Genomic DNA, 26301 nt, shown 5'->3' on the forward strand with positions numbered 1-26301 from the left:
GGCTGGCCCCATGTTCGGCACGGTGGCGGTTCCGGTCTGGTTGCTTGTCCTGATCCTGGGGTTTGCCGCGATCAGCCTTGCCACGCATTTCCTGTTTCCCAGCGTGCGCTGGTTCTTCCGGCGGCGGGCGGAGCGGGCGCTGTCGCAGCTGAACGCGCGGCTCGACCGCAAGATCGACCTGTTCAAGCTGGCGCGACGGTCGGACATGGTGGCGCGGCTGGCCTATGACCAGCGCGTCGTCGAGGCGGCGATGGCGCATGCGGCGGAAACCGGGGTGCCGGGCGAGGTGGCCTTCGAGGAGGCGCGGCGCTATGCCCGCGAGATCGTGCCGGGGTTTTCCGCCACGGTCTACTTCGGGTTCGGCACACGGGCGGCGAAATGGCTGAGCCGCCTCTTGTTCCGGGTCCGGGTTGGCAAGGTGGACCAGGCTTTGCGCCAGATCGACCCCAGGGCCACGGTCGTCTTTGTCATGAACCACCGCAGCAACATGGATTATGTGCTGGTGACCTGGCTGGTCGCGGACCGCTCTGCCATCAGCTACGCCGTCGGTGAATGGGCGCGTGTCTGGCCGCTTTCGGCGCTGATCCGGTCGATGGGCGCCTATTTCATCCGGCGCGGCAGCCGCAACGCGCTCTATCGCAAGGTGCTGGCGCGCTATGTGCAGATGGCCACCGAAGAGGGCACGACCCAGGCCATGTTCCCGGAAGGCGGGCTGAGCCTGGATGGCCGGGTCGGGCCGGCGAAGCTGGGACTGCTCAGCTATATCGTCGAGGGCTGGACCCCGGAGGCGCGCGACGTGGTCTTCGTGCCGGTGGGGCTTGCCTATGACCGGGTGCTGGAGGACCGGGTGCTGGTCGAGGCGGCAAAGTCCGGCACGCGGCGGTTCCGCAATCGCCCGTTCTTGGTGGCGTGGCACGGGCTGAAGTTCCTGTGGGCGCGGTTCCGGGGGCGGGCGGAGGTGTTCGGGACGGCGGCGGCGGGGTTCGGGGCGCCGATCTCGTTGCGCGACCATCTGCGGGCCGGGGGCACGGTCGAGGGCCTGGGCGAGCGCCTGATGGCGGCGATCGCGGCGGTGGTCCCGGTGCTTCCGGTGCCGCTGGTGGCGCGGGCCCTGGGCGAGGGGGCGGCGAGCCGCGACGAGCTGGACGCTCGGGTCAGGGATCTGGTCGCGCGGCTTGCCGAGGCGGGGGCGGTCCTGAAACTGCCGCCGGCCGGCGCAGCCTCGACCCTGGACGAGGGGCTGGGGCCGCTGATCCGGCGCGGCCTTGTGTCGGCGGAACTGCAGCCGGTTGCGGAGCATCGCTCGCTGCTGGACTTCTACGCGGCCTCGGTGCCCGACATCGGCATTTCTGCGCCGCCGCAGACATAAAATTTCAATATTGGCCCAAGATACTATTGCAAAGTTGCGCGCAAGAATATTATCTGCCGGCAGAGGCGCAGCGATTCTGCGGCGCGGCAACCATCTGGAGGCTGAGGTGGCTTTGGATACGCAAAATGCTCCGGTGATCTACGACGCGCCGAAGAAGGACCTGTACGAACTGGGCGAGATGCCCCCGCTGGGCCATGTGCCGAAGCAGATGTATGCCTGGGCCATCCGCCGGGAACGCCACGGGGCGCCGGAACAGGCCATGGTGCAGGAGGTGGTGGACACCTGGACCATCGACAGCCACGAGGTGCTGGTCCTGGTGATGGCGGCGGGCGTCAACTACAACGGCGTCTGGGCGGGCCTGGGCCAGCCGATCAGCCCCTTCGACGGGCACAAGGCGGCCTATCACATCGCGGGCTCGGATGCCTCGGGCATCGTCTGGGCGGTCGGCGACAAGGTCAGGCGCTGGAAGGTCGGCGACGAGGTGGTGATCCACTGCAACCAGGACGACGGCGACGACGAGGAGTGCAACGGCGGCGACCCGATGTTCAGCCCGACGCAACGGATCTGGGGTTACGAGACGCCGGACGGGTCCTTCGCGCAGTTCACGCGCGTCCAGGCCCAGCAGTTGATGCCGCGGCCGAAGCACCTGACCTGGGAGGAATCGGCCTGCTACACGCTGACGCTGGCCACGGCCTACCGGATGCTCTTCGGGCACGAACCGCATGACCTGAAGCCGGGTCAGAACGTGCTGGTCTGGGGCGCCTCGGGGGGCCTCGGGTCCTATGCGATCCAGCTGATCAACACGGCCGGGGCGAATGCGATCGGCGTCATCAGCGACGAATCGAAGCGCGATTTCGTCATGGGCCTGGGCGCCAAGGGCGTCATCAACCGCAACGAGTTCAAGTGCTGGGGCCAGCTGCCCAAGGTGAACTCGCCCGAATACAACGAGTGGCTGAAGGAAGCGCGCCGCTTCGGCAAGGCGATCTGGGACATCACCGGCAAGGGCGTGAACGTGGACATGGTGTTCGAACATCCGGGCGAGGCGACCTTCCCGGTCTCGAGCCTCGTCTGCAAGAAGGGCGGCATGGTGGTGATCTGCGCCGGGACCACCGGATTCAACTGCACCTTCGACGTGCGTTACATGTGGATGCACCAGAAGCGCCTGCAAGGGAGCCACTTCGCGCATCTGAAGCAGGCGGCCTCGGCCAACAAGCTGATGATCGAGCGCCGGCTCGACCCCTGCATGTCCGAGGTCTTCCCATGGGCCGACATCCCCAAGGCGCACACGCTGATGTGGAAGAACCAGCACAAGCCCGGCAACATGGCGGTGCTGGTGCAGGCGCCGCGCACGGGTCTGCGCACATTCGAGGACACGCTTGAGGCGAGCAAGCAGCTTTAAGCGCAACCTTTGACAACGAATTCACCCATCGCCCGGATTTCTGTGTTTAACTGAGTCGCCATGGGGTTCGGCCCTTCCGGGTCGGCCCTCTGGCGGCACAGGTTTCGGGCGGAGGGAATTCATGCGCCACGACTGGGTCTTCGACGTGTTGTCGGATCTTCTAACCTACGCGACCCAGAACGGCCTGCCCGGTTTGGCGGAGAAGGTCTCGCAGACGATCGACATGGCGCGCCTCGAGATCGGCGCGTCGCAAGCCGGGACGGAGGAGCCGCCGCAAGCGCCTCCGGCGAAGGGCCGGCGGATGCACTGACCCTACCGCTTGGGGCGGGAAGGGGCTATGGTCACAGGATGCAGGCCGCCGCGCTGATCTTTTCCGACGACCAGGCCGAGGCCTATGACCGGCTTGCCGCCGCCTTCCTTGGCGCGGGTATCGATCTTGCCGAGGGCGAGCTGACCCCGGTTGCCGAAGGGCGGAGCAGCGTCCTGGCTGTGGTGGGCAAGGCCGGGTCAGGCAAGACGATGCTGCTGGCCGAGCTGTATCGCGGTCTGAAGGCGGCGGGCGTCGAGGTGGTCTCGGGCGATTACGAGGGGCGCAAGCGCAAGGACCGCCGGACGCTGGCGATCCTGGCGCCGACGAACAAGGCCGCAAGCGTGCTGCGGCTGCGCGGGGTGCCGGCGACGACGATCCATCGCATCCTCTATACCCCGGTCTATGACCCGGAATACGAGAAGATCGCCGAATGGCTGACCGGGACGGGCACGCGGCCCAAGGTCGAGGGGCTGACGGATCTGGCGCTGGACCGGGCGCATGCCTTCTACCAACAGGTGGCCTCGATCCCCGGGGCGCTGGCGGCGGCGGGGCTTAAGGGGTCGGACTTCATCAAGGGCTGGAAGCGGCGCGAGGAACCCCTGGACGTGGGCTTCGTCGATGAAAGCTCCATGCTGGACGAGCGGCAGTTCAACGATCTGCAGGAAATCTTCCCGACTCTGGTCCTGTTCGGCGACCCGGCGCAGCTGGCCCCGGTCGGCCAGTCGGGCGAGATGGTGTTCGACCGGCTGTCCGAGGGGCGCAAGCTGGTGCTGCACCGCATCCACCGCCAGGCGGAGGACAACCCGATCCTCGACCTCGCCCATGCGCTGGGCGACGAGCGGCTGGGGTTCGAGGATTTCGAGGCGCTGGTGCAGGAGGCCGCGCGGAAGGACGACAGGGTGGTCTGGGCCGAACGGGTCGAGGCGGGGCTGATGGCGCGGTCTCCGGTCCTTGTCTGGCGCAACACGACGCGGGTGCGGCTGATCCAGGCCTTCCGGTCGGCCTATGGCGCGCCCGAGGACCAGCTTCTGCCGGGAGAGCCGCTGATCTGCGACGGCATCGAACTGCCGCTCAAGCACCGCAAGAAACGTATCGATCTCGAGGCGCGGGGGCTGATCAAGGGCGCGCAGGTGATCTATCTGGGCGAAGGCAACCGGCCGGGCTTTGCCCGTCTGCATGTGGTGGGGGCCGAGGAGCCGCAGCTTTCGGCCGCCTCGATCATCAAGATCGAGAAGCCGGACGCGGAAGAGCCCTTCATCCCGCATGCCGCCCAGATGGGCGCGGCCTTCCTGCATGGCGCGGCGGTTACGATCCACAAGGCGCAGGGCTCGCAATGGGAGGTGGTGCAGGTCTTTGCGCCGGACCTCTATGCCGCCGCGCAGTCGGGGCGGTCCGAAGCCGGAGTGCCCCTGTGGAAGCGGCTGGCCTATGTGGCGATCACCCGGGCGCAGACCCGGCTCTACTGGGTGGTGCGCAACCGGCTGGCCCGGCCCGAGGTTCCCCTCGGGATCGAGGACCTGCGCCGGGCTCCGGCGGCGCTGTCGCTGGAAGAGGCCGGCTAGGGTGGTGCGGGCCGCCGGAATTTTCCGGCGAAAAATTTTGGCGGCGGCGGTTCTGCTTTGGCGGCGTCTGGCCTATCCTGCCGCAAACAGAGGAGCCTTCGCATGACCCTGGTATTCGTCCAGTTCCGCTGCACGCCCGGCATGACCTACGAGGTCGCCGATGCGATCTGGGACCGCGAGGTGGTGAGCGAGCTTTACTCGACCAGCGGCGACTATGACCTGATCGCCAAGGTCTACATCCCGGACGACCAGGATGTGGGGCATTACCTGTCGTCGCGCCTGTTCGACATCCCCGGCATCCAGCGCACGCTGACCACGATGACGTTCAAGGCGTTCTGAGCCACGCCGCTCGGGTCGCGTCTGGGCTGTGGCCGAGGGCCGGGGGCCAGCCCCCGGACCCCCGGAGTATTTGGGCAAAGGGCAGGAGAGGATCAGAGCCAGGCGCTGCGGCCGGTGCCGACGGCGAGGGTCACGTTGGCGTAGCCGTCGCGCGCCAGCAGCCTGTCCAGCCCCTGGGCGATCCGCGGCACCAGCGACAACCCGTCATAGACCATGGCCGTGTAGAGCTGAACCGCCGAGGCCCCGGCGCGGATCTTCTCGTAGGCCTGTTCGGCCGAGCCCACCCCGCCGACCCCGACCAGCGGCAGGACTCCCTTGGTCAGATGCGACAGTCGCGCCAGGACTCTTGTGGACTTTTCGAACAATGGCGCCCCGGAAAGCCCGCCAGATTGATCCCGATTTGCAGATTTCAAACCTTCGCGGGACAAGGTGGTGTTCGTCGCGATGATGCCCGACACCCGGGCCAGCAGGGCCACCTCGACGATGTCCTCCAGCTCGCCCGGCGACAGGTCGGGTGCGATCTTCAGGAAGACCGGGATCGGGCGGGCGAGGGCCAGCCGCGCCTCCATCACCTGACGGAGAAGGTCGGCGAGGAGCGCCTTGCCCTGAAGGTTGCGCAGCCCCTCGGTGTTGGGCGAACTGACGTTCACCGTGGCGAAATCGACATGCGGGCCGCAATGGGCCAGCACGGCGGCGAAATCGGCGGCGCGGTTGGTCGAGGTCTTGTTCGCCCCTAGGTTCAGCCCGACCGGCACCGGCCCGCGCTGGCGGGCGGCAAGGCGTCCGCCGATCGCCTGCATGCCCTGATTGTTGAAGCCGAAACGGTTGATCGCCGCGCGGTCCTCGGTCAGACGGAAGAGGCGCGGGCGGTCGTTGCCGGGCTGCGCCAGGGGGGTCGCGGCCCCGACCTCGATGAAGCCGAAGCCCGCGCGCGACAGGGGGGCGATGGCCTCGGCGTTCTTGTCGTAGCCCGCCGCCAGCCCGACCGGGTTCGGAAGCCGCAGGCCGGCGATCGTCACATGCAGGCGCGGCAGGTCCACCGGGCCGGGCAGGGGCACGAGACCCGCGCGGAGCGCCCGGAGCGACAGGCCATGCGCGCGCTCGGGGTCGATGCGGTGCAGAAGCGACAGGCCCAGCCGCTCGAGCGTGCTCACCACAGCCCCTCGGGGAAGATGTGGCCGGTCGCGCCAAGGGGCAGCGACTTGTCCCAGACCACCTCGTCGAGGCGCAGGGGCCGGTAGAGATGCGGGAAAAGCTGCCCACCGCGCGAGGGTTCCCATTTCAGCGCCGGTCCCAGCCTGTCGGGGTCGAAAGCCACCAGCACGAGGTCGCTTTCCGTGCCGAACCACTTCGCCGCCGTTTCGGCCACCTGGGCGGGGGTGGAGAAATGGATGTAGCCGTCGGCCAGATCGACCGGCGCGCCCCGGGTTTCCCCGGCGGCCCGGAAGGCATCCCATTCGGTGCGGCGGAAGATCTTGAGGATAAGCATGGGCGCCGAATAGCGAAGGACGGGAGAGCTGGCAATGCCTTGCCGCCTGTCATTCGCCTGACACCGCGCGGGCCGATGTTCCTTTGACACGCCCGGCTCGCGCGGCGCAAGCTGGGCCCACTGGCAAACAACCTCTTGGAGAGTCGCGATGTTCAATGTTTCAAGGCTGGCCCTGATCTCTGCCATGCTGGCGCTGCCCGCGGGGGCCGAGACGGTGAAGCTGACGCTGCTGGGCGTCGGCGATGTCTACAATTTTGAAGAAGAGGACGGTCGGGGCGGTTTTGCCCGGCTGAACGCGGTGGCGAAGGCGGAACGCGCGGCCAATCCGAACACGCTTTACCTGTTCAATGGCGACATGCTGTCGCCGTCGCTCGCCTCGGGCTTCGACAAGGGGCAGAACACCATCGACTTCACCAACCTGGTGCCCTTCGACCTGGCGGTGCCGGGCAACCACGAATTCGACTTCGGGCCGGAGAATTTCTTCGAGAAGATGAAGGCCTCGAAATACCCGTGGGCGGCGATCAACATCACAAATGGCGACGGCAGCCCGATCGAGGGACTGGGCGGCGTGATGGTGAAGGAGGTCGGCGGGCTGAAGGTGGCGCTGATCCCGGTGGCGCAGGACACCTCGCCCGAGGTGAGTTCCACCGGCAGTCTGAAATTCGGACCCACGGTGGAGATGGGCGTCGAGGCCGCCAAGAAGGCGCGCGAGGACGGGGCGGACATCGTGGTCGGCGTGGTCCAGACCAACATGGAGAACGACCGCGCGCTGATGAAGAGCGGCGCCTTCGACGTGATCCTGTCGGGCGACGACCACACCTATGCCACCGCATATGACGGCCGCACGGCCTATGTCGAGACCAGCGTGGACGGCCAGTTCCTGACGCCGATCGATCTGACGGTCGAGGTGAAGGTGGCCGAGGACGGCAAGCGGTCGATAAGCTGGGTGCCGTCCTTCCGGTTCATCGACACCGCGACGGTGACGCCCGACCCCGAGTCGGTGGCGATGGCCGATGCGCTGCGCGCGACGATGGACAAGACGCTGGCGGTCGAGATCGGGACGCTCGCCGCTCCGCTCGACAGCCGCCGGAACGTGGTGCGGTCCGAGGAGGCGACCATGGGCAACCTGATTGCGGACGCGATGCGGGATGCGACCGGGGCCGATATCGCGATCATGAACGGCGGCGGCATCCGGGGGGACACGACCTATGACGCGGGTCGCAAGCTGACCCGTCGCGACATCCTGACCGAGCTGCCCTTCGGCAACGTCACGGTGGTGACCGAGCTGCCGGGCAGCCAGGTGCTGCTGGCGCTGGAGAACGGCGTCAGCCAGGTCGAGAAAGGCGCGGGGCGGTTTCCGCAAGTGTCGGGCCTGACTTTCGTCTTCGATCCGTCGGCCGAGCCGGGCAAACGGGTCAGCGAGGTGATGGTGGGTGGCGCGGCCCTTGAGCCCGACAAGCTCTACAAGGTGGCGGTCAACGACTACATCCTGGGCGGCGGAGACGGCTATGCGGCCCTTGGCGGCGGGCGCGTGCTGACCGACGGTCCGACCGGGCAGCTCGTGGCCAATGACGTGATGGCCTATGTCGAGAAGCTGGGCACGGTGAACGTGGGCGTCGAAGGGCGGATCCGCAAACTGGGACAATAGACCCGGGGGGCGGCTCCTCGCTTCCTTCGGTCGCTCCTCGCAGGGCACTCCGAGGAGAAGCCGAAGGCGCACGACGAGAGGTCAGCGGCGGATGCCGTGCAGGGCAAGGTCGCGGCCTTCGTCGTCCTTGAAGAAGGCCATCCACTCCTCGGACCCGTCCGGGTGCCGGTGGATCAGATTCGGGCCGCCGGTGACTGGGATGCCCGGCTCGACCAGCCGGGCATGGCCGGCGCTGATCTCGTCGGTCGCAAGGTAAAGGATGTCGGCGTCCTCGCGGCGACCGGTTTCCTTCAGCATCAGCCGGGTACCGGCGAGATCGAGGAAGGCCAGGCCGGGAAAGCGGTAGAGAAGGGGGGCGCCCAGCCGGTCGCTCCAGAAGGCGTGGGCGCGCTCGAGGTTCTCGACACGGCGCGAGATCTGGGAAAGCTGCGGCATCGGCGGCTCTGCGGTTGGGATGCGCGATCAGCCTGGCACGTCTTGCGCGTCTGCGGGATCGGGCACAGACTGGCGTGATGTGCGGGCGTTTCACCATCACCCACCCCACCGAGGCGCTGGCGGCGCTGTTCGATGCGGTCCCCGGCAACGACCTGCCGCCGGTGCCCAACTACAACGTCTGTCCGACGAACCCCGTCACCGTCGTGACCTCCGAGGGCGGGGTGCGGCGGCTGCGCGCGATGCGCTGGGGCTTCATCCCGGCCTGGTACAAGGCGCCGAACGATGGCCCGCTGATCATCAACGCGCGGTCCGACACCGTGGCCACGAAGCCCGCCTTCAAGGCCGCGATCCGCGAGCGGCGCTGCATCGTGCCCGCCAGTGGCTTCTACGAATGGAGCGAGGGCGAGAACAAGGCGCGGCTGCCCTGGTACTTCACCCGCGCCGACGGGCAGCCGATGGCGCTGGCGGGGGTCTGGCAGCGTTGGCGCGACCTCGACACCGTGGCCATCGTCTCGACCGAGGCCGGCGCCGGCATGGCCGGGATCCACCACCGCGAGCCGGTGATCCTGGAGCGGGCGGACTGGCCCCTGTGGCTGGGCGAGGCGGGGCACGGGGCGGCGGTCCTGATGCGACCCGTCGCGCCGGGCGTGCTGAACCCGCCCTGGCGGGTGGGGGTCGAGGTCAACTCGAACCAGGCGTCCGGAGAGCGTCTGATCGCCCCGGTCGCGGCTTGAAGCGCGCCCGGCGAGGTGTTATCTGACAGGCAGCGCGGGTGTTGTGTAATGGTAAGACCCTAGCCTTCCAAGCTAGAGACACGGGTTCGATTCCCGTCACCCGCTCCACCCCCTTCCCCACGGTCTCCGCAACCCGTCCACGGTGGACATTTCCGGATATCCGTTTCCTGACAAGGGCTTGTCCGTGGGCGTTCAGGGTTTGTTAACCCATCTTCCGCGTCTCGACGGAACGTCGGTTGTCCAGCGTATCAGTCGGTGACAGGCACGGAGTTCCACCGATGACGGACCGCGACAACCGCGCGGACAGCCGCGCGGACAGCCGCGCGGACAGCCGCGCGCGCGACGGGCATGAGCCGGAGAATCCGGCCGCCGACCCGCCGCATCTGACGCGGCGACGGCTGCTGGTGACGGGGCTGGGAATGGGCGCGGCGGCGCTGTCCTTGTGGGCAAGGCACGGACGCACGCCGACCATGCCGGGGACGCAGCGCCTTGCCTTGCCGGCCCGGCCAGGGTCGGGCAGTCTTTCCCTGCCGGCGCCGCCGCTGCCATCACGGGCCAAGCCGTCCACATCCTGAGCGAGGCCGGGACCGGACGGCAGGTGTCCGGGTCAGAAGATCCTGGTTATCAGTGGCCAGCCGACGATGCCGAAACTTGCCAGGGCCGCAAGATAGGCCGCGGCTGCCAGCAGGCCGTGCTGCCGTCCCATGCGGCGCTCGCGCCCGGTTTCGTCTCCGTCCGCGACCAGATACTGCGCGCCGAGCAGCGCGAAGGCGGTCAGGGCGAAGGATTGCAGCAGGAGCGCAATCAGGATCGCGGCGATGGACATGGCGATCGTCACCTTGCGGGCGATCCCGGGCGCGAAGGTCTGGCTCAGCACCGACAGGCAGCGCCCCCCGTCCAGGGGCCAGAACGGCAACAGGTTGAAGAAATTGATCGCGCCGGTGACAAGGGCGAAGGTCCAGAGGAAATCGGTCACGAGCGGGGACTGGATCAGCCCCGTGTCCAGAACGGTCAGGGCGAGGACCATGGGTGCGAGGCAGATACCCGGCCCCATAAGGGTGATGAAGACGTCCTCGGCGTGGCTTGCCGGTGGCCGGCCGGAGATGGCGACACCGCCGATCAGCGGGATCAGGCGAAACCGCGCATCGGCATGGCCGCAGACACGGTAGGCCGCGACATGGCCGAATTCATGGATCATCACCGAGAGGACCAGCGCCACGCCATACAGCGGGTCGAAGAAATAGACCGCGGCCGCCAGCGCCATGGCGCCCGTGACAAGCGCCGGGGCGTCGAGGCCGGCAAGGGTGACGAAACGGCCCCGGTCAACAAGCCCGCCGCGCAGCGCGTGAAGGGTGGCGGCACAGAGGGCGAGGGCGGCAAGGACCGGTAGCACCGCGGTCAGAGGTTCTCGGCCTGCGGCATGCCGAGGATGTGGAAGCCGCCATCGACATGGATGACCTCGCCGGTGGTGCAGGCGCCGTAGTCCGAGCAGAGCCAGACCGCGGTGCCGCCGATCGCCTCGAGCGTGGCGTTCGAGCGCAGGGGCGTGTTGTCCTCGGTGTGGCGGTAGGTGGCGCGGGCGCCGCCGATGGCCGAGCCGGCCAGCGTCTTCATCGGCCCGGGCGAGATCGCGTTGACGCGGATCTTCTGCGGCCCGAGGTCGTTGGCCAGATAGCGCGTCGCCGATTCCAGCGCCGCCTTGGCCACGCCCATCACGTTGTAGTTCGGCACGACCCGGTTCGAGCCCTGGAAGGTCAGGGTGATGAGCGTGCCGCCGTTGGGCATCAGGGGCTCGGCGCGCCGGGCCACGTCGATGAAGCTGAAGCAGGAGATGTTCAGCGAGTTCAGGAAGTTGCCCTTGGTCGTGTTGATGAAGCGCCCGGTCAGTTCCGCCTTGTCGGAATAGGCGATGGCGTGGATGACGAAATCGAGCGAGCCCCAGCGGCGGCCGATCTCGGCAAACAGCCGGTCGAGGCTGTCCTCGTTGGTCACGTCCACGTCGATCAGGAAATCCGACCCCACGCTGGCCGCCAGCGGTTCGACCCGCTTGCCGAAGGCCTCGCCCTGGTAGCTGAACGCAAGTTCCGCGCCTTCCGCCGCCAGCGCCGAGGCGATGCCCCAGGCGATCGACCGGTCGTTCGCCACGCCCATGACAAGCCCGCGCTTGCCTTTCATCAGTTCGGCCATGATGGTTACCCGAGGTATTTCGACATGACGAGGGTGGCGTTGGTGCCGCCGAAGCCGAAGCTGTTGGACAGCACGCTGTCGATGGCGACATTGTCGCGCATCGTGGTCACGATCTCTCCGGGATCGAGCGCCGGGTCGGGGGTGAAGACATTGGCCGAGGCGGCGATGAAGTTGCCGTTCATCATGATGAGCGAATAGATCGCCTCCCACACGCCGGCACCGCCGAGGCAATGGCCGGTCAGCGACTTGGTCGAGGCGATGGGCGGGGTCTGGCCGCGGCCGAAGACGCGGCGGATCGCCTCGACCTCGGTGATGTCGCCGACGGGGGTCGAGGTGCCGTGGCTGTTGATGTAGTCGATCTTCCGGCCCTGGGGCAGGGTGGAAAGCGCCAGCCGCATCGCCCGTTCGCCGCCTTCGCCCGAGGGCGCCACCATGTCGTAGCCGTCCGAGGTGGCACCGTAGCCGGTGACTTCGCCATAGATCTTCGCGCCGCGGGCCAGGGCGTGTTCCAGTTCCTCCAGCACCACGATCCCGCCGCCGCCGGCGATGACGAAGCCGTCGCGGTTGGCGTCATAGGTGCGGGACGCGGTTTCCGGCGCGTCGTTGTATTTCGAGGACATGGCGCCCATGGCGTCGAACAGGCAGGAAAGCGTCCAGTCCAGTTCCTCGCCTCCGCCGGCGAAGACGATGTCCTGCTTGCCCATCTGGATCAGTTCGGTGCCGTTGCCGATGCAATGGGCCGAGGTGGAGCAGGCCGAGGTGATGGAATAGTTCACGCCCTTGATCTTGAAGGGCGTGGCCAGGCAGGCCGAGGCGGTCGAGGACATGCCCTTGGTCACGCCGAAGGGGCCGATGCGTTTCGGCGAGCCGGTCTCGCGCACGATGTTGTGGGCGCGGAAGAAGGATTTGGTCGAGGGCCCGCCGGTGCCGACGATGATGCCGGTGCGGTCGTTCGAGATGTCGGCCTCGGCCAGGCCGGAATCCTCGATCGCCTGGCGCATCGAGAGATAGCAGTAGGCCGCGCCGTCGCCCATGAAGCGCAGGTCGCGCTTGTCGATGTGGTCCTCCAGCACGATGTTCGGCGCGCCGTGCACGCGGCAGCGGAAACCGTGTTCGGCATAGTCGGGGGCGAAGACGATGCCGGATTTCCCGGCACGCAGGTTCGCCTCGACCTCGGCGGCGGAGTTGCCGATGGACGAGATGATCCCGATCCCGGTGATGACGACGCGGCGCATGCGGCCTCCCTTCATGGCTTGGCGCCCTGTTTAGGGCAGAGGGGGGGAGGGGGCAAGCGGGTTGGCTCGGCCGGATCGGGCCAGTCGGCAATCCTGACTGTCATTGTTGACCATTCGGTGCTAATCTTCCCGCATTGTTCGATGTTTTTCAGCATGCAGCGAAGGAGCCGGGTTCATGGCCTCATCCGTTCCGCCGGGAATGTTCTCGACCGCCGAGATCCGCAAGCACCGCGACACGCTGGACGTGTTCACCGATGCGGCGGCGGATTTCCTGGACTGGGTCTATGACGACCACCTGAAGTTCTACGCGAAGTGGGGGGTGTCGAAATACTACGGCAACCGCAAGCCCGAGCACCGGACGCGGGAAAAGCGGATGGCGCAGTTGCGCAAGTTCGGCAAGCCCGAGTTCCTGGTGGACCTGCAGGTGGCGACGGCCTGCATCCTTCTGGCGATGCAGGCCTGCGAGCGCGGCTTCAACGCGACGGGCATGGGCAACACCTGGAAGAAGATCAACGCCCAGCTGAAGATCGACCAGAAGTTCTACGGAACCGACCTGCAGATCATGCTGCAGCAGCTGGGCTGGAAGCTCTACTACTGGAACCCCGACCCGTCCCAGAACGCGGCCTGGGATGCCGAGGACCAGGCGCTGAACCCGTTGAAGCCGCCGCGCAAGTGGATGCCGGTCTGGGGCGGCCATGCGCTGCGGTATGCGAGCGCGGTGAACAAGGGCATCTACTACGACGCGAAGGTGGACAACGTGACCAGGCTGGTGGGGTTCAGGAAGACCCAGCCCGCGGCCTTCCGCAACGTGCCCTTCTTCGTCGGCATCGCCCATGCCGGTTATCACGTCTTTCCCGGGCGCCGGGGCGACGTGATCGAGGCGCATTCGATGCGCGAGATGATCGCGAAGGACAACATCGAGGTGGCGCCCTTCAACCCGCTGGCCCAGGGCGGTGCGCCGCGCTGGACGCGGACCGAGAAATACCGGTCCGGCCTGATCGCCGTGCCGGCCGATTTCTGAGCCGGGATTTTCGTCAGGTCATTGCAGGAGAAGAACCATGCTGAAACGGGCGGTGACGATCGTTCAGGCGCATCTGAGGGGCGCGGGCCTGTTCAACGGTCCGGCGGACGGCGCGGTGACGCCGGCCTTCGACGCGGCGGTGCTGGCCGCGCTGACGGCCCGGCAGGCCGAGATCCCGGCCGGAGCCCTTGGCTTTCCGCCCCGGCGGCGGGCGATCCTCCTGTTCCAGCTGGTCTGCAAGGATCGCGGCATCCCCTGCGACCCGGTGGACGGGTTCTGGGGCCCGGTCACGCAGGAGGCCTACGACCAGCTGGTGCATCTGCTGGACCACGGCAGCCTGCCGCGGCCCTGGCGCGATGACGAGCCTTCGGATGCCAATCCGCACGGCTGGCCGCGCGACACCGGCAACCAGGCGGCGATGCGCGCCTTCTACGGCCCGCCGGGCGCCCCGCCGATCACCCGCGTCCGGGTGCCCTGGACGCTGCGGCTGGCCTGGAACAAGTCGCAGAAGGTCACGCATATCGGCTGCCATTCCAAGGTGGCGGCGAGCCTCGACCGCGTGTTGCAGAAGGTCCATGCCCATTACGGCGAGGCCGAGCTGAAGAAGCTGCGGCTGGACCTGTTCGGCGGCTGTTTCGCCAACCGCAAGAAGCGGGGCGGGACCACCTGGTCCACCCATGCCTGGGCGGTGGCGATCGACTGGGACCCCGAGCGCAATCCGCTGAACTGGGGCCGCGACCGGGCGAGCCTGGATGCGCCCGCCTATGACTTCTGGTGGCACGCCTGGGAGGCCGAGGGCTGGGTCTCCCTGGGCCGGTCGCGCAATTTCGACTGGATGCATGTCCAGGCGGCGCGGTTGTAGCGGTTCAGGGCCGGCGGCGGGCTAGCCGTTACCCGCACAGGCTACTATCGCCAAGGTTCCCACCATCATGAAGAGGAAGAAATTGGGCAAGAGCTGGAGGGCGAGGATGTAGGATATGATCGCCCAGAGGGCACCGTAAAGCAGCGAGGTGATCGTCCGGACGATCGCGAACACGACCGCGGTGATGAGAAAGACGATGACCGGAAACAGCGGTGCATACTGTTCGGCGAGGGCTTCCGTGCAACGGACCAGATCTTCCATGGCTGTCAGGCCCTCGTTCGAATTTCAGACAACGAAACCGGTGGCGGATGCAGCCAGAGAAGCGACGCCGAGGAGGCCTCAGGCCTCGCTGAGCGCGACCTTCATGTCCTTCACCAGATAGATCGTCTCGCCGTCCGCCTCGACCCGGCCGTCGGCGACACCCATGGTCAGGCGGCGGGTCTGCACGGCCTTGGTGAAATCGACGTAGTAGGTGAGCTTCTTGCGGTCGGGGCGGACCATGCCGGTCAGCTTGACCTCGCCCACGCCCAGCGCATAGCCGCGCCCCTGCCAGCCGCGCCAGCCGAGGTTGAAGCCGGTCAGCTGCCAGAGCCCGTCGAGGCCAAGGCAACCTGGCATGATCGGGTTGCCGGGGAAGTGGCACTCGAAGAACCACAGGTCGGGCGTGATGTCGAATTCGGCGACCACATGGCCCTTGCCGTGTTCGCCCCGGTCCTCCGAGATGTCGGTGATCCGGTCCATCATGAGCATCGGCGGTGCCGGCAGCTGGGCGTTGCCCGGACCGAACAGTTCGCCGCGCGAGCAGGCCAGAAGCGCCTCCTTGTCGAAATAGGTCGGATACGGCGCCATCCCTTGTGGTCCCCCATTTGCCCCTTCACCCTCCCTAGCATCCGGTGGCGAAGACTGGCAAGTCTGCCCGGGTGTCGCAGGAGGAACGGGCATGACGGCGTTGCAGCGCTTCATCGCGGCAAGCGGGATGACGAACCTCGCCGACGGGGTCGCGGTGGTGGCCTGGGGCTGGATCGCCTCGCTGCTGACGCGCGACGCGCTGCTGGTCGCGCTGGTGCCGGTGGCGCTGCGCCTGCCCTGGGCGCTGTTCGCGCTGCCGGCCGGGGTGGTGACGGACCGGGTGGACAGGCGCCGGCTGATCCTGGCCATGGACGGGGTGCGGGCGCTGGCCTTCCTGGGGGCGGCGATCGCGCTGGGGCTGGCCCTGCCGCTGGCCCCGGCGCCGGCGCAAGGCGTGTCGGCACCGGCGCTTTATGCCGCGCTGGTGGCCGCGGCCTTCGTGGTGGGCGGGGCCGAGGTCTTCCGCGACAATGCCGCGCAGACCATGCTGCCCGCGCTGGTGCCGCCCGAGCGGCTGGAGCGGGCGAACGGGCAGTTGTGGAGCGCCGAGCTGCTGACCAACGCACTGATCGGCCCGGTGCTGGGGGCGTTCCTGATCGGGCTCTGGCTGCCGCTGGGCTTCGGGCTGAACGCGCTCGCCTACGGGCTGGCGCTGCTGATGGTGGCCGGGCTGGCGGGCAGGTTCCGCGCGACGCGCAGGGACCGGCCGGGCTGGCGGGCCGAGATCGGCGAGGGTCTCGCCTTCCTGCGCGGCCTGCCGCTGCTGCGCACCCTGGCCTGGACCACCGGGTTCTGGAACCTGTTCCACCAGATGATCGTGATCGGCGTGGTCCTGCATGCGCAGGAGAACCTGGGGCTGTCGGCCGAGGCCTACGGGCTGACGCTGGCCGGCGGCGCGGTCGGCGGGATCGCGGGCAGCCTTCTGGGCGAACGCATCGCAAGGGCGCTGGGGCCGGTCAGGACGATGCAATGGATGCTGGCCGCGTCGGGGCCCTGCTTCATCGCCATGGCGCTGGCGCCGGGGCCGTGGACCTTGGGGCTGGCCTTCGCGGCGATGGAGTTTTCCGGCTTTGTCTGGAACGTGGTTTCGGTCAGCACCCGGCAGCGACTGATCCCGGATGCGCTGCTGGGCCGGGTGAACAGCCTGTACCGGCTGCTGGCCTGGGGGATGATGCCCCTGGGGCTGGTCCTTTCGGGCGTGGTGGTGTCGCTGGGCGCAACCTTCCTGCCCCGCGAGAGCGCGCTTTTGCTGCCGTTCTGGGGGGCGGGCCTGGGCTCGCTGGCCGTGACCGCGGTGGTCTGGGGGGCGATCCGGCGCGGATTTGCCGGGATTTCCCGCTGAAAGCCGCGATTTCGCATTGAAACGGTCGGGTTTGCGGTCCTATATCGGAAGGGCAACGCAAGGGGCGGCATGTGACCGGCACGGAACGCAGCGCGGATTGGCTGAAGGCGGGGGGCCTGCGCCCCACGCGCCAGCGGCTTGCGCTGGCGGAACTTCTGGTCGGCGACGGGATGAACCGGCATGTGACGGCGGAAAGCCTGCACGCCCTGTCGCGCGAGGCCGGAGAGCGGGTCAGCCTTGCCACGGTCTACAACACGCTGCGCGCCTTCTGCGAGGCTGGGCTGATGAACGAGGTCGTGGTGGACGGGTCGAAAAGCTATTTCGACACGCGCACCGACGACCATCCGCATTTCTACTGGGAAGACAGCCACAGCCTGACCGACGCCCCGGCGGAGGAACTGGAGATCGCCTCTCTGCCGCAGGTGCCCGAGGGCATGGCAGTGGCCCGCGTCGATGTGGTGATCCGCCTGCGCCGCGCCTGAGTGGCGATGCGGCGCACGAAGTGCGGCCATTCCGGACCCTCTGGCCCCTGCGCGAAAGGGGCACGCCGGACCAACCCCCTGGGGACGGGCGATCCGGCGTGCCGACGGCGCCCACAGGCACCGTGTCGGGACAGAAAATCCATTGATCTGTTGCATTTGCGCAAAGATCTGGTCGAAACGCGCGCTGTTTTCCGTAACGGAGTTGACGCACGCACAGCTTGTGTCATGTCATTCATGCACGTGCCAGTTGCAAGTCGGGGTCACGAGTTGTGTTGAAATGCAAGTTGTTGCATCCGGTTGCAGGATGGGTGCGGCGTTGAACATCCCCGACGATTTTGCCGGCAGGCTGAATCTGGCGATGAAGCAGGCGAACGTCTCTCCCGCAGCTCTGGCGTCGGCGGTGGGCGTGGACAAGTCGGTGGTCTCGCGCTGGATCTCGGGTCGGGTCCGACCGACGCAGCACAACCTGTCGCGCATCTCTGCCGTTCTGGCCCAGGGCCTGCCGGGGTTCACGGTGCTGGCCTTCGAGGCTCCGGCGGCCGCCTTCCGGGCGCTGGTCATGCATGGGGCACGCGGCGCTCTGGCCGGGTCCGACCACAGTCTGCCGATTCCCAATGCCATACTGGACGCCGCCCGGCAGGAGACGGCTCTGCGGGGCGCGCAGTATCTCGGCTTCTACCGGATGTTCTACCGATCCTTCAGTCGCCCAAGGGGCATCGTCCGCATGGCCACGCTGCTTCGGCCCCTGGACGGATTGATCGAAATGCGCGCCGGCGCGGCGGGAACGTCCTTCGAGGGCTGGGCGCTTCTGCTGTTGAACCGGGTCTATGGGCTGCTTGTCGAGGACAGGCTGGAAGCCCTCGCCTTCCTGGTGCTGAACGCCGGCCAGTTGCCGAGGGCGAGATTCATCACCGGTGTGCTGTCGGGTCCGGCGGCCGGGGTGCAGGTGCCGTCGGCGGCACCTGTGGTGCTGGTGCGCAGCCGCGATCTGACCGGCGAGGCAGAGGCCGATCTCGCCCGTCACCGGCTGGACTGCGCCGAGCCCCCGCTGATCGACCCGCGCGAGGTCCCGCCGGAAGTTCTGGCGGTGCTGGACGCGCCGGCCGAGCCCGGACCTCCGATGCTGCGTGTGCCCTTCTCCGAAGGCTGACGGATCAGAACCACTGACCGGGCTCCATCAGCCCGAGGTCCATCAGCTGCCGGCTATGCCAGTCGAACCTTGCCGAGTTCGGCCATCGGAAGGTAGCGATCGCGTGGCGCGAGCCGGGGTTGGTGCGCAACGCCTTTGCGGTGCGGAAGGAACAGACCGCCGCCGTCAGGTTGTTGTGCCAGCGGCAGGAATGGGTGTTCATCTCTTCGTCCGTAAGCGTAAAGTCGGACCGCAGCACCAGCCCTGGCTTGGCACGGAACAGCGAGATTCGGTCGATCCGGCGGCGGGTATAGGGGATATGTTCCTCGAAGCGCCAGCGCAGGCCCCCGTAGAAATCGAGCTGCCGGTCCTTCGGTTGCCAGTCCTTCTCCGGGTCCTTGCGGGCGAGCGCATAATAGCCCGAGCGGTCGAGCCAGGCATCGGTCAGGCTGACCGCGTTCGGAGCGGCGTCAAGGTCTCCGGCGTAGAGGTCGATCACATAGGTCAGCATTGCCTCGCGCCGTTCCTCGGCGTGGAAGGCCAGCATCTCGCCCACGCGGCGGGTCTCGCAGAAGGGGAAGAACAGGTATTCGGCGTTGTGGCAGTAGTAGAGCCAGCGGCCGGGCAGGGCCCTGATCGCCCGGTTCACCGCCTGGACCAGCGCGCCTTCGGCAAAGACATCATGGGCCACGATGTGGACGCGGGCCTCATGCTCGGGGCTGACCTCGACGCCTTCGGGTGCCAGCAGGATGACATCGCGAAAGCCGATCTTCAGATGGTGGTCGAGGGTCGAGGCCAGTTCGACATCGTCCTCGGCCAGGATCAGCGCGACCGGCCCCTTGCCGAAGCCGGGCGGCGGGCGGTCGAGGAGGGCGGCGAGGCTGGAGTGGTGCATTGCGGCATCCGTTGGCGAACAGCGCCAAGGTCCGCGATCCGCCCGCCCGATGCAAGGCCGCGCGGCGCAAGCGTTGAGGTGGCGGGCGGCTTGCGCTAGAAGGCCCCCCATCCCAGGAGACCCGGCCCATGACCGAAGCCAAGAAGCTGTTCGTCAAGACCTACGGCTGCCAGATGAACGTCTATGACAGCGAGCGCATGGCCGAGGCGCTGGGCGCGAAGGGCTATGTCACGACCGAGGTCGTGGAAGAGGCGGACATGGTGCTCTTGAACACCTGCCACATCCGCGAGAAGGCGTCGGAAAAGCTTTACTCCGACCTCGGCCGGCTGCGGGCGCTGAAGGCAGAGCGGCCGGGGATGAAGATCGGCGTCGCGGGCTGCGTCGCCCAGGCCGAGGGCGAGGAGATCCTGCGCCGCGCGCCGGTGGTCGATCTGGTGGTCGGGCCGCAGGCCTATCACCGCCTGCCGCAGATGGTCGAGGCCGGGACTCGCGTCGTGGACACCGAGTTCCCGGTCGAGGACAAGTTCGCCCATCTGCCCGAACGCCGCAGCCTGCGCGGTCCCACGGCCTTTCTGACCGTGCAGGAAGGCTGCGACAAGTTCTGCGCCTTCTGCGTCGTCCCCTACACCCGCGGAGCCGAGGTCAGCCGCCCGGTCGCGCGCCTTCTGGACGAGGCGCGCAAGCTGGTCGATCAGGGGGTGCGCGAAATCACGCTTCTGGGCCAGAACGTCAACGCCTATCACGGCGCGGGGCCGGGCGGCACATGGGGTCTCGCGCGGCTGGTGCGCGAGATGGCCGGGATCGCGGGGCTGGACCGGATCCGATACACCACCAGCCACCCCAACGACATGGACGACGACCTGATCGCCGCCCATGGCGAGGTGGCGCAGCTGATGCCCTACCTGCACCTGCCGGTGCAGTCGGGCAGCGACCGGATCCTGAAGGCGATGAACCGCAAGCACACGGCCGAGGCCTATCTGCGGCTGGTCGAACGCATCCGCGCGGCGCGGCCCGACATCCTGTTGAGTTCCGATTTCATCGTGGGCTTCCCGGGCGAGAGCGATGCCGATTTCCAGGCCACGCTGGACCTCATTCGCGCCGTTGGCTTCGGGGCGGCCTTCAGCTTCAAGTATTCCGCCCGGCCGGGCACCCCGGCCGCGGAAAAGACCCCGGTCCCGGCCGAGGTGGCCGATGCGCGGCTGCAGGAGCTTCAGGCGCTGATCACCACGCAGCAGCAGGCCGCACAGCAGGCGATGGTCGGCCGCGAGGTCGAGGTGCTGTATGAAAAGCCCGGGCGCAGGTCCGGCCAGATGGTCGGCAAGTCGGGCCATCTGCATGCGGTGCATGTGGACGATCCCGAAGGACGGATCGGCGACATGGTGCGGGCGAGAGTTTCAGCTTCGGCGCCCAACTCTCTGGCAGCGGAACTGATTTCCCGGATCGCTTGAAGAAATGCGACTGGTGCGCGCACGGAACAGACCGGCAGGCGACCTGTTCCGGCACAGCAGATTCCTGTTCTCAAGCGACGGCGTCCTGCCGTAAGAGGAACGGCGCTGGCTGCCCAGCGCGCAATAGCTGGACGATTCGACCGGGTCGGTAACGAGGAGTGGGGGATGTGATGAAGCGGAGTGGCAGGCTTCGGCATGCGCTTCCGGTGGTGCTGGCGGGCCTCTGCCTGGCAGCCGCGCCTATGGCGTCTGCGCAGGAGGGCGCGGTCTCGGGTCGGATCGAATGGGGTCTCTGGATCGACCCGGACGGGTGCCAGCACTGGTGGGCCGATGGCGGGACCGAGGGCTACATGGTGCCCCGGCGCGATCCGAAAACCGGCAAGCCCGTCTGCCTGAAACAGGTCAGCTGCCTGACCGAAAGCGTGGACACCTATTTTGCCACCGCCAGCGCCACGCTTACGGCGGCAGGTCGGGCGAAGCTGGAGGACTATTTCCGGCAGACCGGCGCCTTCTCGTTCTCGATCGCCGGCCACACCGACAGCCGCGGGTCGGAAGCCTACAACCAGGGTCTGTCGGAGGCCCGCGCCGCAGCCGTGGCGGCGGTCGCGCAGTCGGTCGGTGCGGTGGTGGACAGTGTGACGGGATATGGCGAAAGCCGGCCCGTTGCCTCGAATGCGACGGCGAAGGGCATGGCGAAGAACCGCCGTGTCGAAGTCCTCTGCACGAAGGGCGGATGATGATGACGGTTGCAGTAAGATCGGAACTCGGCCGTGGCGCGGTGGCGCGGGCCGGCGTGGCTCTGGGTCTGGGTGTTCTCTTGTCGGGCTGCGGCGGGCTGTTCGAGAGTGTCGAGGGCACCCGACCCTATTCGGGACCGGATTCGGTGATCGCCACGGCGGAGGACTATGGCCGTGACTCGACCAGGCTGGTCGATGGCGAGGCTGCGGTCGCCTATGACCCGGACGGTTGCCAGGTCTGGATCATCGACGACGGGCTGGAAGGCTATTCCTCGCCGCGGTTCGACCCGAAGACCGGGCTACCGGTCTGCGACGGCAAGTATCCGCCCGGCACGGTGATCGGTGTCTACGAGACGCGCGATGCCGGCATCCGCGACAGCGTTCCGGGTCCGGCCGCGAGCCACCGCAAGCCCTGATCGACGGGAAACGGTCCGGGACATGAGAGAGGCCCCGGCTGGAGCGGGGCCTTTTTCCTGGGCACTTTTGCTCCGATTGTCATCAATTCGGCATGATTCCCCACAACACTTTGTGGCGGCATCCGGTTTTGCTTGCCAGATGCCGTGTCTGGCTGCACACTTTCCCTGTGGCCCTGCAACAAGGAGACCCCTTTGGGCATCAGCGCGCTGACCCCCCCGTCCGCCGAGGATATCGTCGAGACCGTCCTCGAATTTCCCGACAACCGCTTGCTGATCGATCTCTGCGGCGAATTCGACCGCAACCTCGCGCAGATCGAACACCAGATGGGGGTACACATCCTGCGACGCGGCAACCGCCTGGCGGTGGTGGGCGACAGGGTGACGCGCGAACAGGCGGCGGCCGTGCTGCGCTCGCTCTACGCGCGCCTCGAATCGGGGCGCAATGTCGGGGCGGGCGACATCGACGGGGCAATGCGCATGGGGCGCCCGGCCGGAGAGGCCGAGGGCGCCGAGCAGATCGAGCTGTTCTCGACCGGCATGGAGTTGCGCACCCGCAAGAAGCCGATCGAGCCCCGGACCGAGGCGCAGAAGGCCTATGTCGCCAACCTGTTCCAGAACGAACTGGGCTTCGGCATCGGCCCGGCGGGGACCGGCAAGACCTATCTTGCCGTCGCGGTGGGCGTGACCATGTTCATCTCGGGCGCGGTGGAGAAGATCATCCTCAGCCGTCCGGCGGTGGAGGCGGGCGAGAGGCTCGGCTTCCTGCCCGGCGACATGAAGGAGAAGGTCGATCCCTACATGCAGCCGCTTTACGACGCGCTGAACGACTTCCTGCCCGCGAAACAGGTGGAAAAGCTGATCCAGGAAAAGCGGATCGAGATCGCGCCTCTGGCCTTCATGCGCGGCCGCACGCTGTCCAACGCCTTCATCGTGCTGGACGAGGCGCAGAACGCGACCAGCATGCAGATGAAGATGTTCCTGACCCGTCTGGGCGAGGGCAGCCGCATGGTCATCACCGGCGACCGCACCCAGGTGGACCTGCCGCGCGGCACCGCCTCGGGCCTGGCCGAGGCCGAGCGCATCCTGAAGGGCGTCAAGGGCGTCAGCTTCAACTACTTCAGCTCGAAGGACGTGGTGCGCCACCCGCTGGTCGGGCGGATCATCGAGGCCTACGAGGCCGACGAAGCCCAAGGCTGACCGGCGCCCCTGCGTAACGCCGCCGGGGGCATTCTGCCCCCGGACCCCCTGAGAGTATTTCGAAAAGGGCAAGTGCATTTGCCCTTTTCCCAAATACTCCCGCCGGAGGCAGCGCCGAGGAGGCGGCGCAAGCCGACGACGAGGGGAAAGGCTTGCGCCGCAGGCGCGCAATTCGGTTTGCCTCCGGCGCGCATCGGCGCTAGGGGGCAGCCATGGATCTGGTCGAGACGGTGATCGAGGAGGCGCGCTGGGAAGGCTTCGGCTTGCCCGCCCTGGCCGAGCGCGCGGCGCGTGCTGCGCTTGCCGGTCTCGGGCTGGAGGCGTCGGGCTTCGCGATCGTCGTCATGGGTTGCGACGATGCGCGGATCGCCGTCCTGAACGCCGATTTCCGCGGCAAGCCGCAGCCGACCAACGTGCTGAGCTGGCCGTCGGAGGAGCGGGGCTCGGACTTCGCGGGCGAGGCGCCGGCCCTGCCGGAGCCGGGGCCGGAGGACGACCCGGAATCCCTGGGCGACATTGCCATCGCCTGGGAGACCTGCGCGTGCGAGGCGGCCGAACAGGGCAAGACCATGGAAGACCACGTCACCCATCTTCTGGTGCATGGCGTGCTGCATCTTCTGGGCTACGACCATGTCGAGGACCAGGATGCCGCGCTGATGGAGGCGCTCGAGGTGCGGATACTTGCAAGCCTCGGGGTTTCTGACCCATATTGACGGTTGCATCCGCCGGACGGGTGTTCTCTGGAAAAAGGACCGATGGGCAGTAGCAGCGACGGGTCTGACGCGGCGCAGGGCGCGCTGGCCGAGACCGATGATCCCGCCTCGGACCAAAGCCAGCGCGGCTTTTTCGGCAGGCTTCTTTCCGCGTTCAGTTCCGCACCCGAACCCGCCGTCAGCGAGACGGCGTCTGGCGCCGGCCCCGCGAACCCGGGGTTGCATGCGCTGCGCCGGATGCGGGTCGATGACGTTGCCATTCCGAAGGCCGAGATCGTCGCCGTGCCGCTGGACATCGGCAAGGACGAGCTGGTCGAGACCTTCCGCGAGCATGGCTTCAGCCGGCTGCCGGTCTACAAGGGCACGCTCGACCATCCGCAGGGGTTGGTGCTGTTGAAGGACCTGGCACTTCAGCACGGCTTCGGCGCCGCCGGCCGGTTCAGCCTGAAGCGGCTTTTGCGTCCGATCCTCTATGCCCCCCCCTCGATGCCGACCGGCGTCCTGTTGCAGAAGATGCAGAAGGAACGGGTCCACATGGCGCTGGTCATCGACGAATACGGCGGCGTGGACGGGCTGGTGACCATCGAGGACCTGATCGAGACCGTCATCGGCGAGATCGAGGACGAGCATGACGAGGACGAGGGCGCGCTGTGGAAAGAGGAGAAGCCCGGCGTGATCCTCGCGCAGTCCACCGCGCCCCTGGAGGAGATCGAGGCCGCGCTCGGCCTGCCGTTGCGGGTCGGCGAGGAGGACGAGGAGATCGACACGCTGGGGGGCCTCGTCTTCCTGCGCTCGGGCCGGGTGCCGGCACGGGGCGAGGTGATCGAGCACGAAAGCGGCGTCCAGTTCGAGATCGTCGATGCCGATCCGCGCCGGATCAAGCGGCTGCGGGTGCGGCTGCCGGCGGCGGGCGCGGCCCCGGCTCCGGCGGCCGGGTAGGGCATGGTGCAGCCATGGACCGAGGGCCGGCGGCGGCTGGTGCTGGCCTTTGGCCTGGGCGCGCTGGCCGCGCTGGGGCAGGCGCCGCTGGGCTTCTGGTGGGCGACGCTGGCGGGGACGGCGGGGCTGATCTGGCTTGTGGGCCGCGTGCCGGACGCGCGCGGGGCCTTCCTGACCGGGCTGTTCGCCGGCGCGGGGCATTTCGCCGTTGCCCTGAACTGGATCGTGGAGCCCTTCCTGATCGACATCGCCCGCCACGGCTGGATGGCGCCCTTCGCCGTCGTCCTTCTGTCTTTCGGCCTTGGCCTGTTCTGGGCCGGGGCGGCGGTGCTGGGGCGCCTGGCGGCCCGGCCGGCCCTGGGCTTCGTCCTGGCCTTCGTCGCGCTGGAATGGCTGCGCGGCGTGGTCTTCACCGGCTTTCCCTGGGCGATGGCCGGCCATGTCTGGATCGGCACGCCGGTCGATCAGCTGGCCGCGCTGGCAGGGCCCTCCGGGTTGAGCCTTCTGACCCTGACCCTGGCCATGCTTGCCGTGCAGTGGCGCGGCCGGGGGCTGGCGCTGGCGGCTGTCCTTCTGGCCGCGGCCTGGGGCTTCGGAGCCTGGCGGCTGGCCCAGCCGTTGCCCGCCCCGCGCGAGGGCGTGGTGCGTCTGGTGCAGCCCAATGCCGAGCAGTCGCTGAAATGGGACCAGGCGCTGGCGGACATGCACCTGGACCGGCTTCTGGACCTGACGGCCGAGGGCGGGCCGGCGGACCTGACGCTCTGGCCGGAAACGGCGGTGCCCTACATGCTGGAATATGCGCCCTCGGTGGCCGGGATGGTCGTCGCCGCCTCGGACGGGCGGCCGGTCGCGGTGGGCATCCAGCGCGAGGAAGCGGGGCGGTTCTACAACTCGATCCGGGTGCTGGAAGGCGACGGGCAGGAAAGCGCGCGCTACGACAAGGCGCATCTGGTGCCATTCGGCGAATACATTCCCTTCGGCGACCTGGCCTATGACTGGTTCGGTCTGCGCGCCTTTGCCGCCCAGGCGGGCAACACCTATTCGGCGGGGCCGGGGGTGCGGGTCATGGACCTTGGCCGCTTCGGCAAGGTGCTGCCGCTGATCTGCTACGAGGCGATCTTCCCGCGCGAGGTCAACGTGGCGCCCGAGCGCGCGGACTGGATGCTGCAGGCGACGAACGACGCCTGGTTCGGGGTCTGGACCGGTCCGTTCCAGCATTTCGCCCAGGCCCGGCTGCGGGCGGTGGAGCAGGGGCTGCCGCTGCTGCGCGTGGCCAACACCGGGGTGACGGCGGTGATCGACGCGCGGGGGCGGGTGGTGGACAGCCTGCCCTTCGGCGAGATGGGGGCGCTGGATGCGGCCATCCCCGGCGCCCTGCCGCCCACGCCCTATGCGCGCTGGGGCGACGGACCAATGGCGCTGTTGCTGGCGGGTCTCGCGCTGGCGGCCATGACGCGCGGGAGGCGGCTTGCCATTGACGGCCCGCCCCCCGCCGTCTAAGGCGCATCCAGAACCGCCACAACGGCTTCCTGGCGTGGCGGGGATCATCCAACGGAGCACTTCC

The 26301-nt window shown here is 67.9% G+C and carries 29 protein-coding genes, 1 tRNA gene and 1 riboswitch; of the genes, 21 read left to right on the forward strand and 9 right to left on the reverse strand.

Annotated features, from left to right (window positions below):
- Nucleotides 1-10 precede the first annotated feature (10 nt).
- From FL625_RS06625 to FL625_RS06645, 5 genes are all read left to right on the forward strand, one after another.
- Nucleotides 11-1369, forward strand: coding sequence for a 1-acyl-sn-glycerol-3-phosphate acyltransferase (locus FL625_RS06625; protein ID WP_149587858.1), 1359 nt, complete (start codon nucleotides 11-13; stop codon nucleotides 1367-1369).
- A gap of 106 nt (nucleotides 1370-1475) precedes the next feature.
- Nucleotides 1476-2768, forward strand: coding sequence for a crotonyl-CoA carboxylase/reductase (gene ccrA / locus FL625_RS06630; RefSeq protein WP_149587859.1), 1293 nt, complete (start codon nucleotides 1476-1478; stop codon nucleotides 2766-2768).
- Nucleotides 2769-2889: 121 nt separating this feature from the next.
- Complete coding sequence (locus tag FL625_RS06635; protein ID WP_149587860.1) at nucleotides 2890-3078, forward strand: hypothetical protein; 189 nt, start codon at nucleotides 2890-2892, stop codon at nucleotides 3076-3078.
- Nucleotides 3079-3116: 38 nt separating this feature from the next.
- Nucleotides 3117-4640, forward strand: a complete 1524-nt coding sequence (locus tag FL625_RS06640; RefSeq protein WP_149587861.1) for an ATP-dependent DNA helicase — start codon at nucleotides 3117-3119, stop codon at nucleotides 4638-4640.
- Nucleotides 4641-4742: 102 nt separating this feature from the next.
- Nucleotides 4743-4979 carry an Lrp/AsnC ligand binding domain-containing protein gene (locus tag FL625_RS06645; RefSeq protein ID WP_149587862.1) on the forward strand — a complete coding sequence of 79 codons (237 nt, stop codon included), beginning with the start codon at nucleotides 4743-4745 and terminating at the stop codon, nucleotides 4977-4979.
- Between the two features lie 92 nt (nucleotides 4980-5071).
- Here FL625_RS06645 and FL625_RS06650 read toward each other — a convergent pair whose 3' ends face one another.
- Nucleotides 5072-6133, reverse strand: a complete 1062-nt coding sequence (locus tag FL625_RS06650) for a quinone-dependent dihydroorotate dehydrogenase (RefSeq protein ID WP_149587863.1) — start codon at nucleotides 6131-6133, stop codon at nucleotides 5072-5074.
- Nucleotides 6130-6468, reverse strand: a complete 339-nt coding sequence (locus FL625_RS06655; RefSeq protein WP_149587864.1) for a DUF952 domain-containing protein — start codon at nucleotides 6466-6468, stop codon at nucleotides 6130-6132. Before FL625_RS06655 ends, FL625_RS06650 begins: the two co-directional genes overlap by 4 nt.
- Nucleotides 6469-6616: 148 nt before the next feature.
- Between FL625_RS06655 and FL625_RS06660 the strand changes: the two genes are divergently transcribed.
- Nucleotides 6617-8116: a bifunctional metallophosphatase/5'-nucleotidase gene (locus tag FL625_RS06660; RefSeq protein ID WP_149587865.1), complete on the forward strand. Its 1500-nt coding sequence runs from the start codon at nucleotides 6617-6619 to the stop codon at nucleotides 8114-8116.
- Nucleotides 8117-8197: 81 nt separating this feature from the next.
- Here the strand turns inward: FL625_RS06660 and FL625_RS06665 are convergent, their stop codons facing one another.
- Complete coding sequence (locus FL625_RS06665; protein WP_149587866.1) at nucleotides 8198-8551, reverse strand: VOC family protein; 354 nt, start codon at nucleotides 8549-8551, stop codon at nucleotides 8198-8200.
- 77 nt (nucleotides 8552-8628) lie between these two features.
- Between FL625_RS06665 and FL625_RS06670 the strand changes: the two genes are divergently transcribed.
- From FL625_RS06670 to FL625_RS06680, 3 genes are all read left to right on the forward strand, one after another.
- Nucleotides 8629-9285 (forward strand): SOS response-associated peptidase, encoded by a 657-nt coding sequence (locus tag FL625_RS06670; protein ID WP_149587867.1) that lies wholly within the window; start codon nucleotides 8629-8631, stop codon nucleotides 9283-9285.
- A gap of 34 nt (nucleotides 9286-9319) precedes the next feature.
- Nucleotides 9320-9393, forward strand: a tRNA-Gly gene (locus tag FL625_RS06675).
- A 170-nt stretch (nucleotides 9394-9563) separates the two neighbouring features.
- Nucleotides 9564-9860, forward strand: coding sequence for a hypothetical protein (locus FL625_RS06680; RefSeq protein ID WP_149587868.1), 297 nt, complete (start codon nucleotides 9564-9566; stop codon nucleotides 9858-9860).
- A gap of 32 nt (nucleotides 9861-9892) precedes the next feature.
- Here the strand turns inward: FL625_RS06680 and FL625_RS06685 are convergent, their stop codons facing one another.
- Genes FL625_RS06685 through fabB form a run of 3 tightly spaced genes read right to left on the reverse strand, consistent with a single transcriptional unit; the run spans nucleotide 9893 to nucleotide 12707 of the window.
- A complete protein-coding gene (locus FL625_RS06685) occupies nucleotides 9893-10678 on the reverse strand; it encodes a metalloprotease (RefSeq protein ID WP_149587869.1) in 786 nt (261 codons plus the stop codon).
- A 5-nt stretch (nucleotides 10679-10683) separates the two neighbouring features.
- Entirely contained in the window at nucleotides 10684-11472 is a 789-nt protein-coding gene (locus FL625_RS06690; RefSeq protein WP_149587870.1) for an enoyl-ACP reductase FabI, read from the reverse strand.
- 5 nt (nucleotides 11473-11477) lie between these two features.
- Nucleotides 11478-12707, reverse strand: a complete 1230-nt coding sequence (gene fabB / locus FL625_RS06695; protein ID WP_149587871.1) for a beta-ketoacyl-ACP synthase I — start codon at nucleotides 12705-12707, stop codon at nucleotides 11478-11480.
- A 175-nt stretch (nucleotides 12708-12882) separates the two neighbouring features.
- On the opposite strand from fabB, the gene FL625_RS06700 reads away from it, so the two are divergent.
- Together FL625_RS06700 and FL625_RS06705 are read left to right on the forward strand one after the other, a co-directional pair.
- Nucleotides 12883-13728 carry a hypothetical protein gene (locus FL625_RS06700; protein WP_149587872.1) on the forward strand — a complete coding sequence of 282 codons (846 nt, stop codon included), beginning with the start codon at nucleotides 12883-12885 and terminating at the stop codon, nucleotides 13726-13728.
- Nucleotides 13729-13765: 37 nt separating this feature from the next.
- The gene (locus tag FL625_RS06705) at nucleotides 13766-14590 is read left to right on the forward strand and encodes a M15 family peptidase (protein WP_149587873.1); all 825 of its coding nucleotides are present in this window, start codon (nucleotides 13766-13768) and stop codon (nucleotides 14588-14590) included.
- A 21-nt stretch (nucleotides 14591-14611) separates the two neighbouring features.
- Here FL625_RS06705 and FL625_RS06710 read toward each other — a convergent pair whose 3' ends face one another.
- Both FL625_RS06710 and fabA read right to left on the reverse strand, forming a co-directional pair.
- Entirely contained in the window at nucleotides 14612-14851 is a 240-nt protein-coding gene (locus FL625_RS06710; RefSeq protein WP_149587874.1) for a hypothetical protein, read from the reverse strand.
- 78 nt (nucleotides 14852-14929) lie between these two features.
- Nucleotides 14930-15439 carry a bifunctional 3-hydroxydecanoyl-ACP dehydratase/trans-2-decenoyl-ACP isomerase gene (gene fabA, locus FL625_RS06715; RefSeq protein ID WP_149587875.1) on the reverse strand — a complete coding sequence of 170 codons (510 nt, stop codon included), beginning with the start codon at nucleotides 15437-15439 and terminating at the stop codon, nucleotides 14930-14932.
- Between the two features lie 91 nt (nucleotides 15440-15530).
- On the opposite strand from fabA, the gene FL625_RS06720 reads away from it, so the two are divergent.
- From FL625_RS06720 to FL625_RS06730, 3 genes are all read left to right on the forward strand, one after another.
- A complete protein-coding gene (locus FL625_RS06720) occupies nucleotides 15531-16781 on the forward strand; it encodes an MFS transporter (protein WP_149587876.1) in 1251 nt (416 codons plus the stop codon).
- Between the two features lie 71 nt (nucleotides 16782-16852).
- On the forward strand, nucleotides 16853-17263 hold the full coding sequence (irrA, locus tag FL625_RS06725; protein WP_149587877.1) for an iron response transcriptional regulator IrrA: 411 nt from the start codon (nucleotides 16853-16855) through the stop codon (nucleotides 17261-17263).
- A gap of 304 nt (nucleotides 17264-17567) precedes the next feature.
- Nucleotides 17568-18413, forward strand: a complete 846-nt coding sequence (locus FL625_RS06730; RefSeq protein ID WP_235019341.1) for a helix-turn-helix domain-containing protein — start codon at nucleotides 17568-17570, stop codon at nucleotides 18411-18413.
- Between the two features lie 4 nt (nucleotides 18414-18417).
- Here FL625_RS06730 and FL625_RS06735 read toward each other — a convergent pair whose 3' ends face one another.
- On the reverse strand, nucleotides 18418-19287 hold the full coding sequence (locus FL625_RS06735; protein ID WP_149587879.1) for a hypothetical protein: 870 nt from the start codon (nucleotides 19285-19287) through the stop codon (nucleotides 18418-18420).
- Between the two features lie 128 nt (nucleotides 19288-19415).
- Here FL625_RS06735 and miaB point away from each other — a divergent pair, with 128 nt between their 5' ends.
- The 7 genes from miaB (at nucleotide 19416) to lnt (ending at nucleotide 26237) form a co-directional block, all read left to right on the forward strand.
- A complete protein-coding gene (miaB, locus tag FL625_RS06740) occupies nucleotides 19416-20735 on the forward strand; it encodes a tRNA (N6-isopentenyl adenosine(37)-C2)-methylthiotransferase MiaB (RefSeq protein WP_149587880.1) in 1320 nt (439 codons plus the stop codon).
- Nucleotides 20736-20905: 170 nt separating this feature from the next.
- Nucleotides 20906-21472, forward strand: coding sequence for an OmpA family protein (locus FL625_RS06745; RefSeq protein ID WP_149587881.1), 567 nt, complete (start codon nucleotides 20906-20908; stop codon nucleotides 21470-21472).
- Nucleotides 21472-21888, forward strand: a complete 417-nt coding sequence (locus FL625_RS06750) for a hypothetical protein (protein ID WP_149587882.1) — start codon at nucleotides 21472-21474, stop codon at nucleotides 21886-21888. Before FL625_RS06745 ends, FL625_RS06750 begins: the two co-directional genes overlap by 1 nt.
- A 192-nt stretch (nucleotides 21889-22080) precedes the next feature.
- Complete coding sequence (locus FL625_RS06755) at nucleotides 22081-23085, forward strand: PhoH family protein (RefSeq protein ID WP_235019342.1); 1005 nt, start codon at nucleotides 22081-22083, stop codon at nucleotides 23083-23085.
- Between the two features lie 212 nt (nucleotides 23086-23297).
- On the forward strand, nucleotides 23298-23798 hold the full coding sequence (gene ybeY, locus FL625_RS06760; RefSeq protein WP_149587883.1) for an rRNA maturation RNase YbeY: 501 nt from the start codon (nucleotides 23298-23300) through the stop codon (nucleotides 23796-23798).
- A gap of 42 nt (nucleotides 23799-23840) precedes the next feature.
- Nucleotides 23841-24737 (forward strand): transporter associated domain-containing protein, encoded by an 897-nt coding sequence (locus FL625_RS06765; protein WP_149587884.1) that lies wholly within the window; start codon nucleotides 23841-23843, stop codon nucleotides 24735-24737.
- 3 nt (nucleotides 24738-24740) lie between these two features.
- On the forward strand, nucleotides 24741-26237 hold the full coding sequence (gene lnt, locus FL625_RS06770; protein WP_149587885.1) for an apolipoprotein N-acyltransferase: 1497 nt from the start codon (nucleotides 24741-24743) through the stop codon (nucleotides 26235-26237).
- Between the two features lie 10 nt (nucleotides 26238-26247).
- A riboswitch (SAM-SAH riboswitch) is annotated at nucleotides 26248-26296 on the forward strand.
- Nucleotides 26297-26301: the final 5 nt, after the last annotated feature.

Source organism: Tabrizicola flagellatus (genome assembly GCF_008271465.1).
Taxonomy (GTDB): domain Bacteria; phylum Pseudomonadota; class Alphaproteobacteria; order Rhodobacterales; family Rhodobacteraceae; genus Tabrizicola; species Tabrizicola flagellata.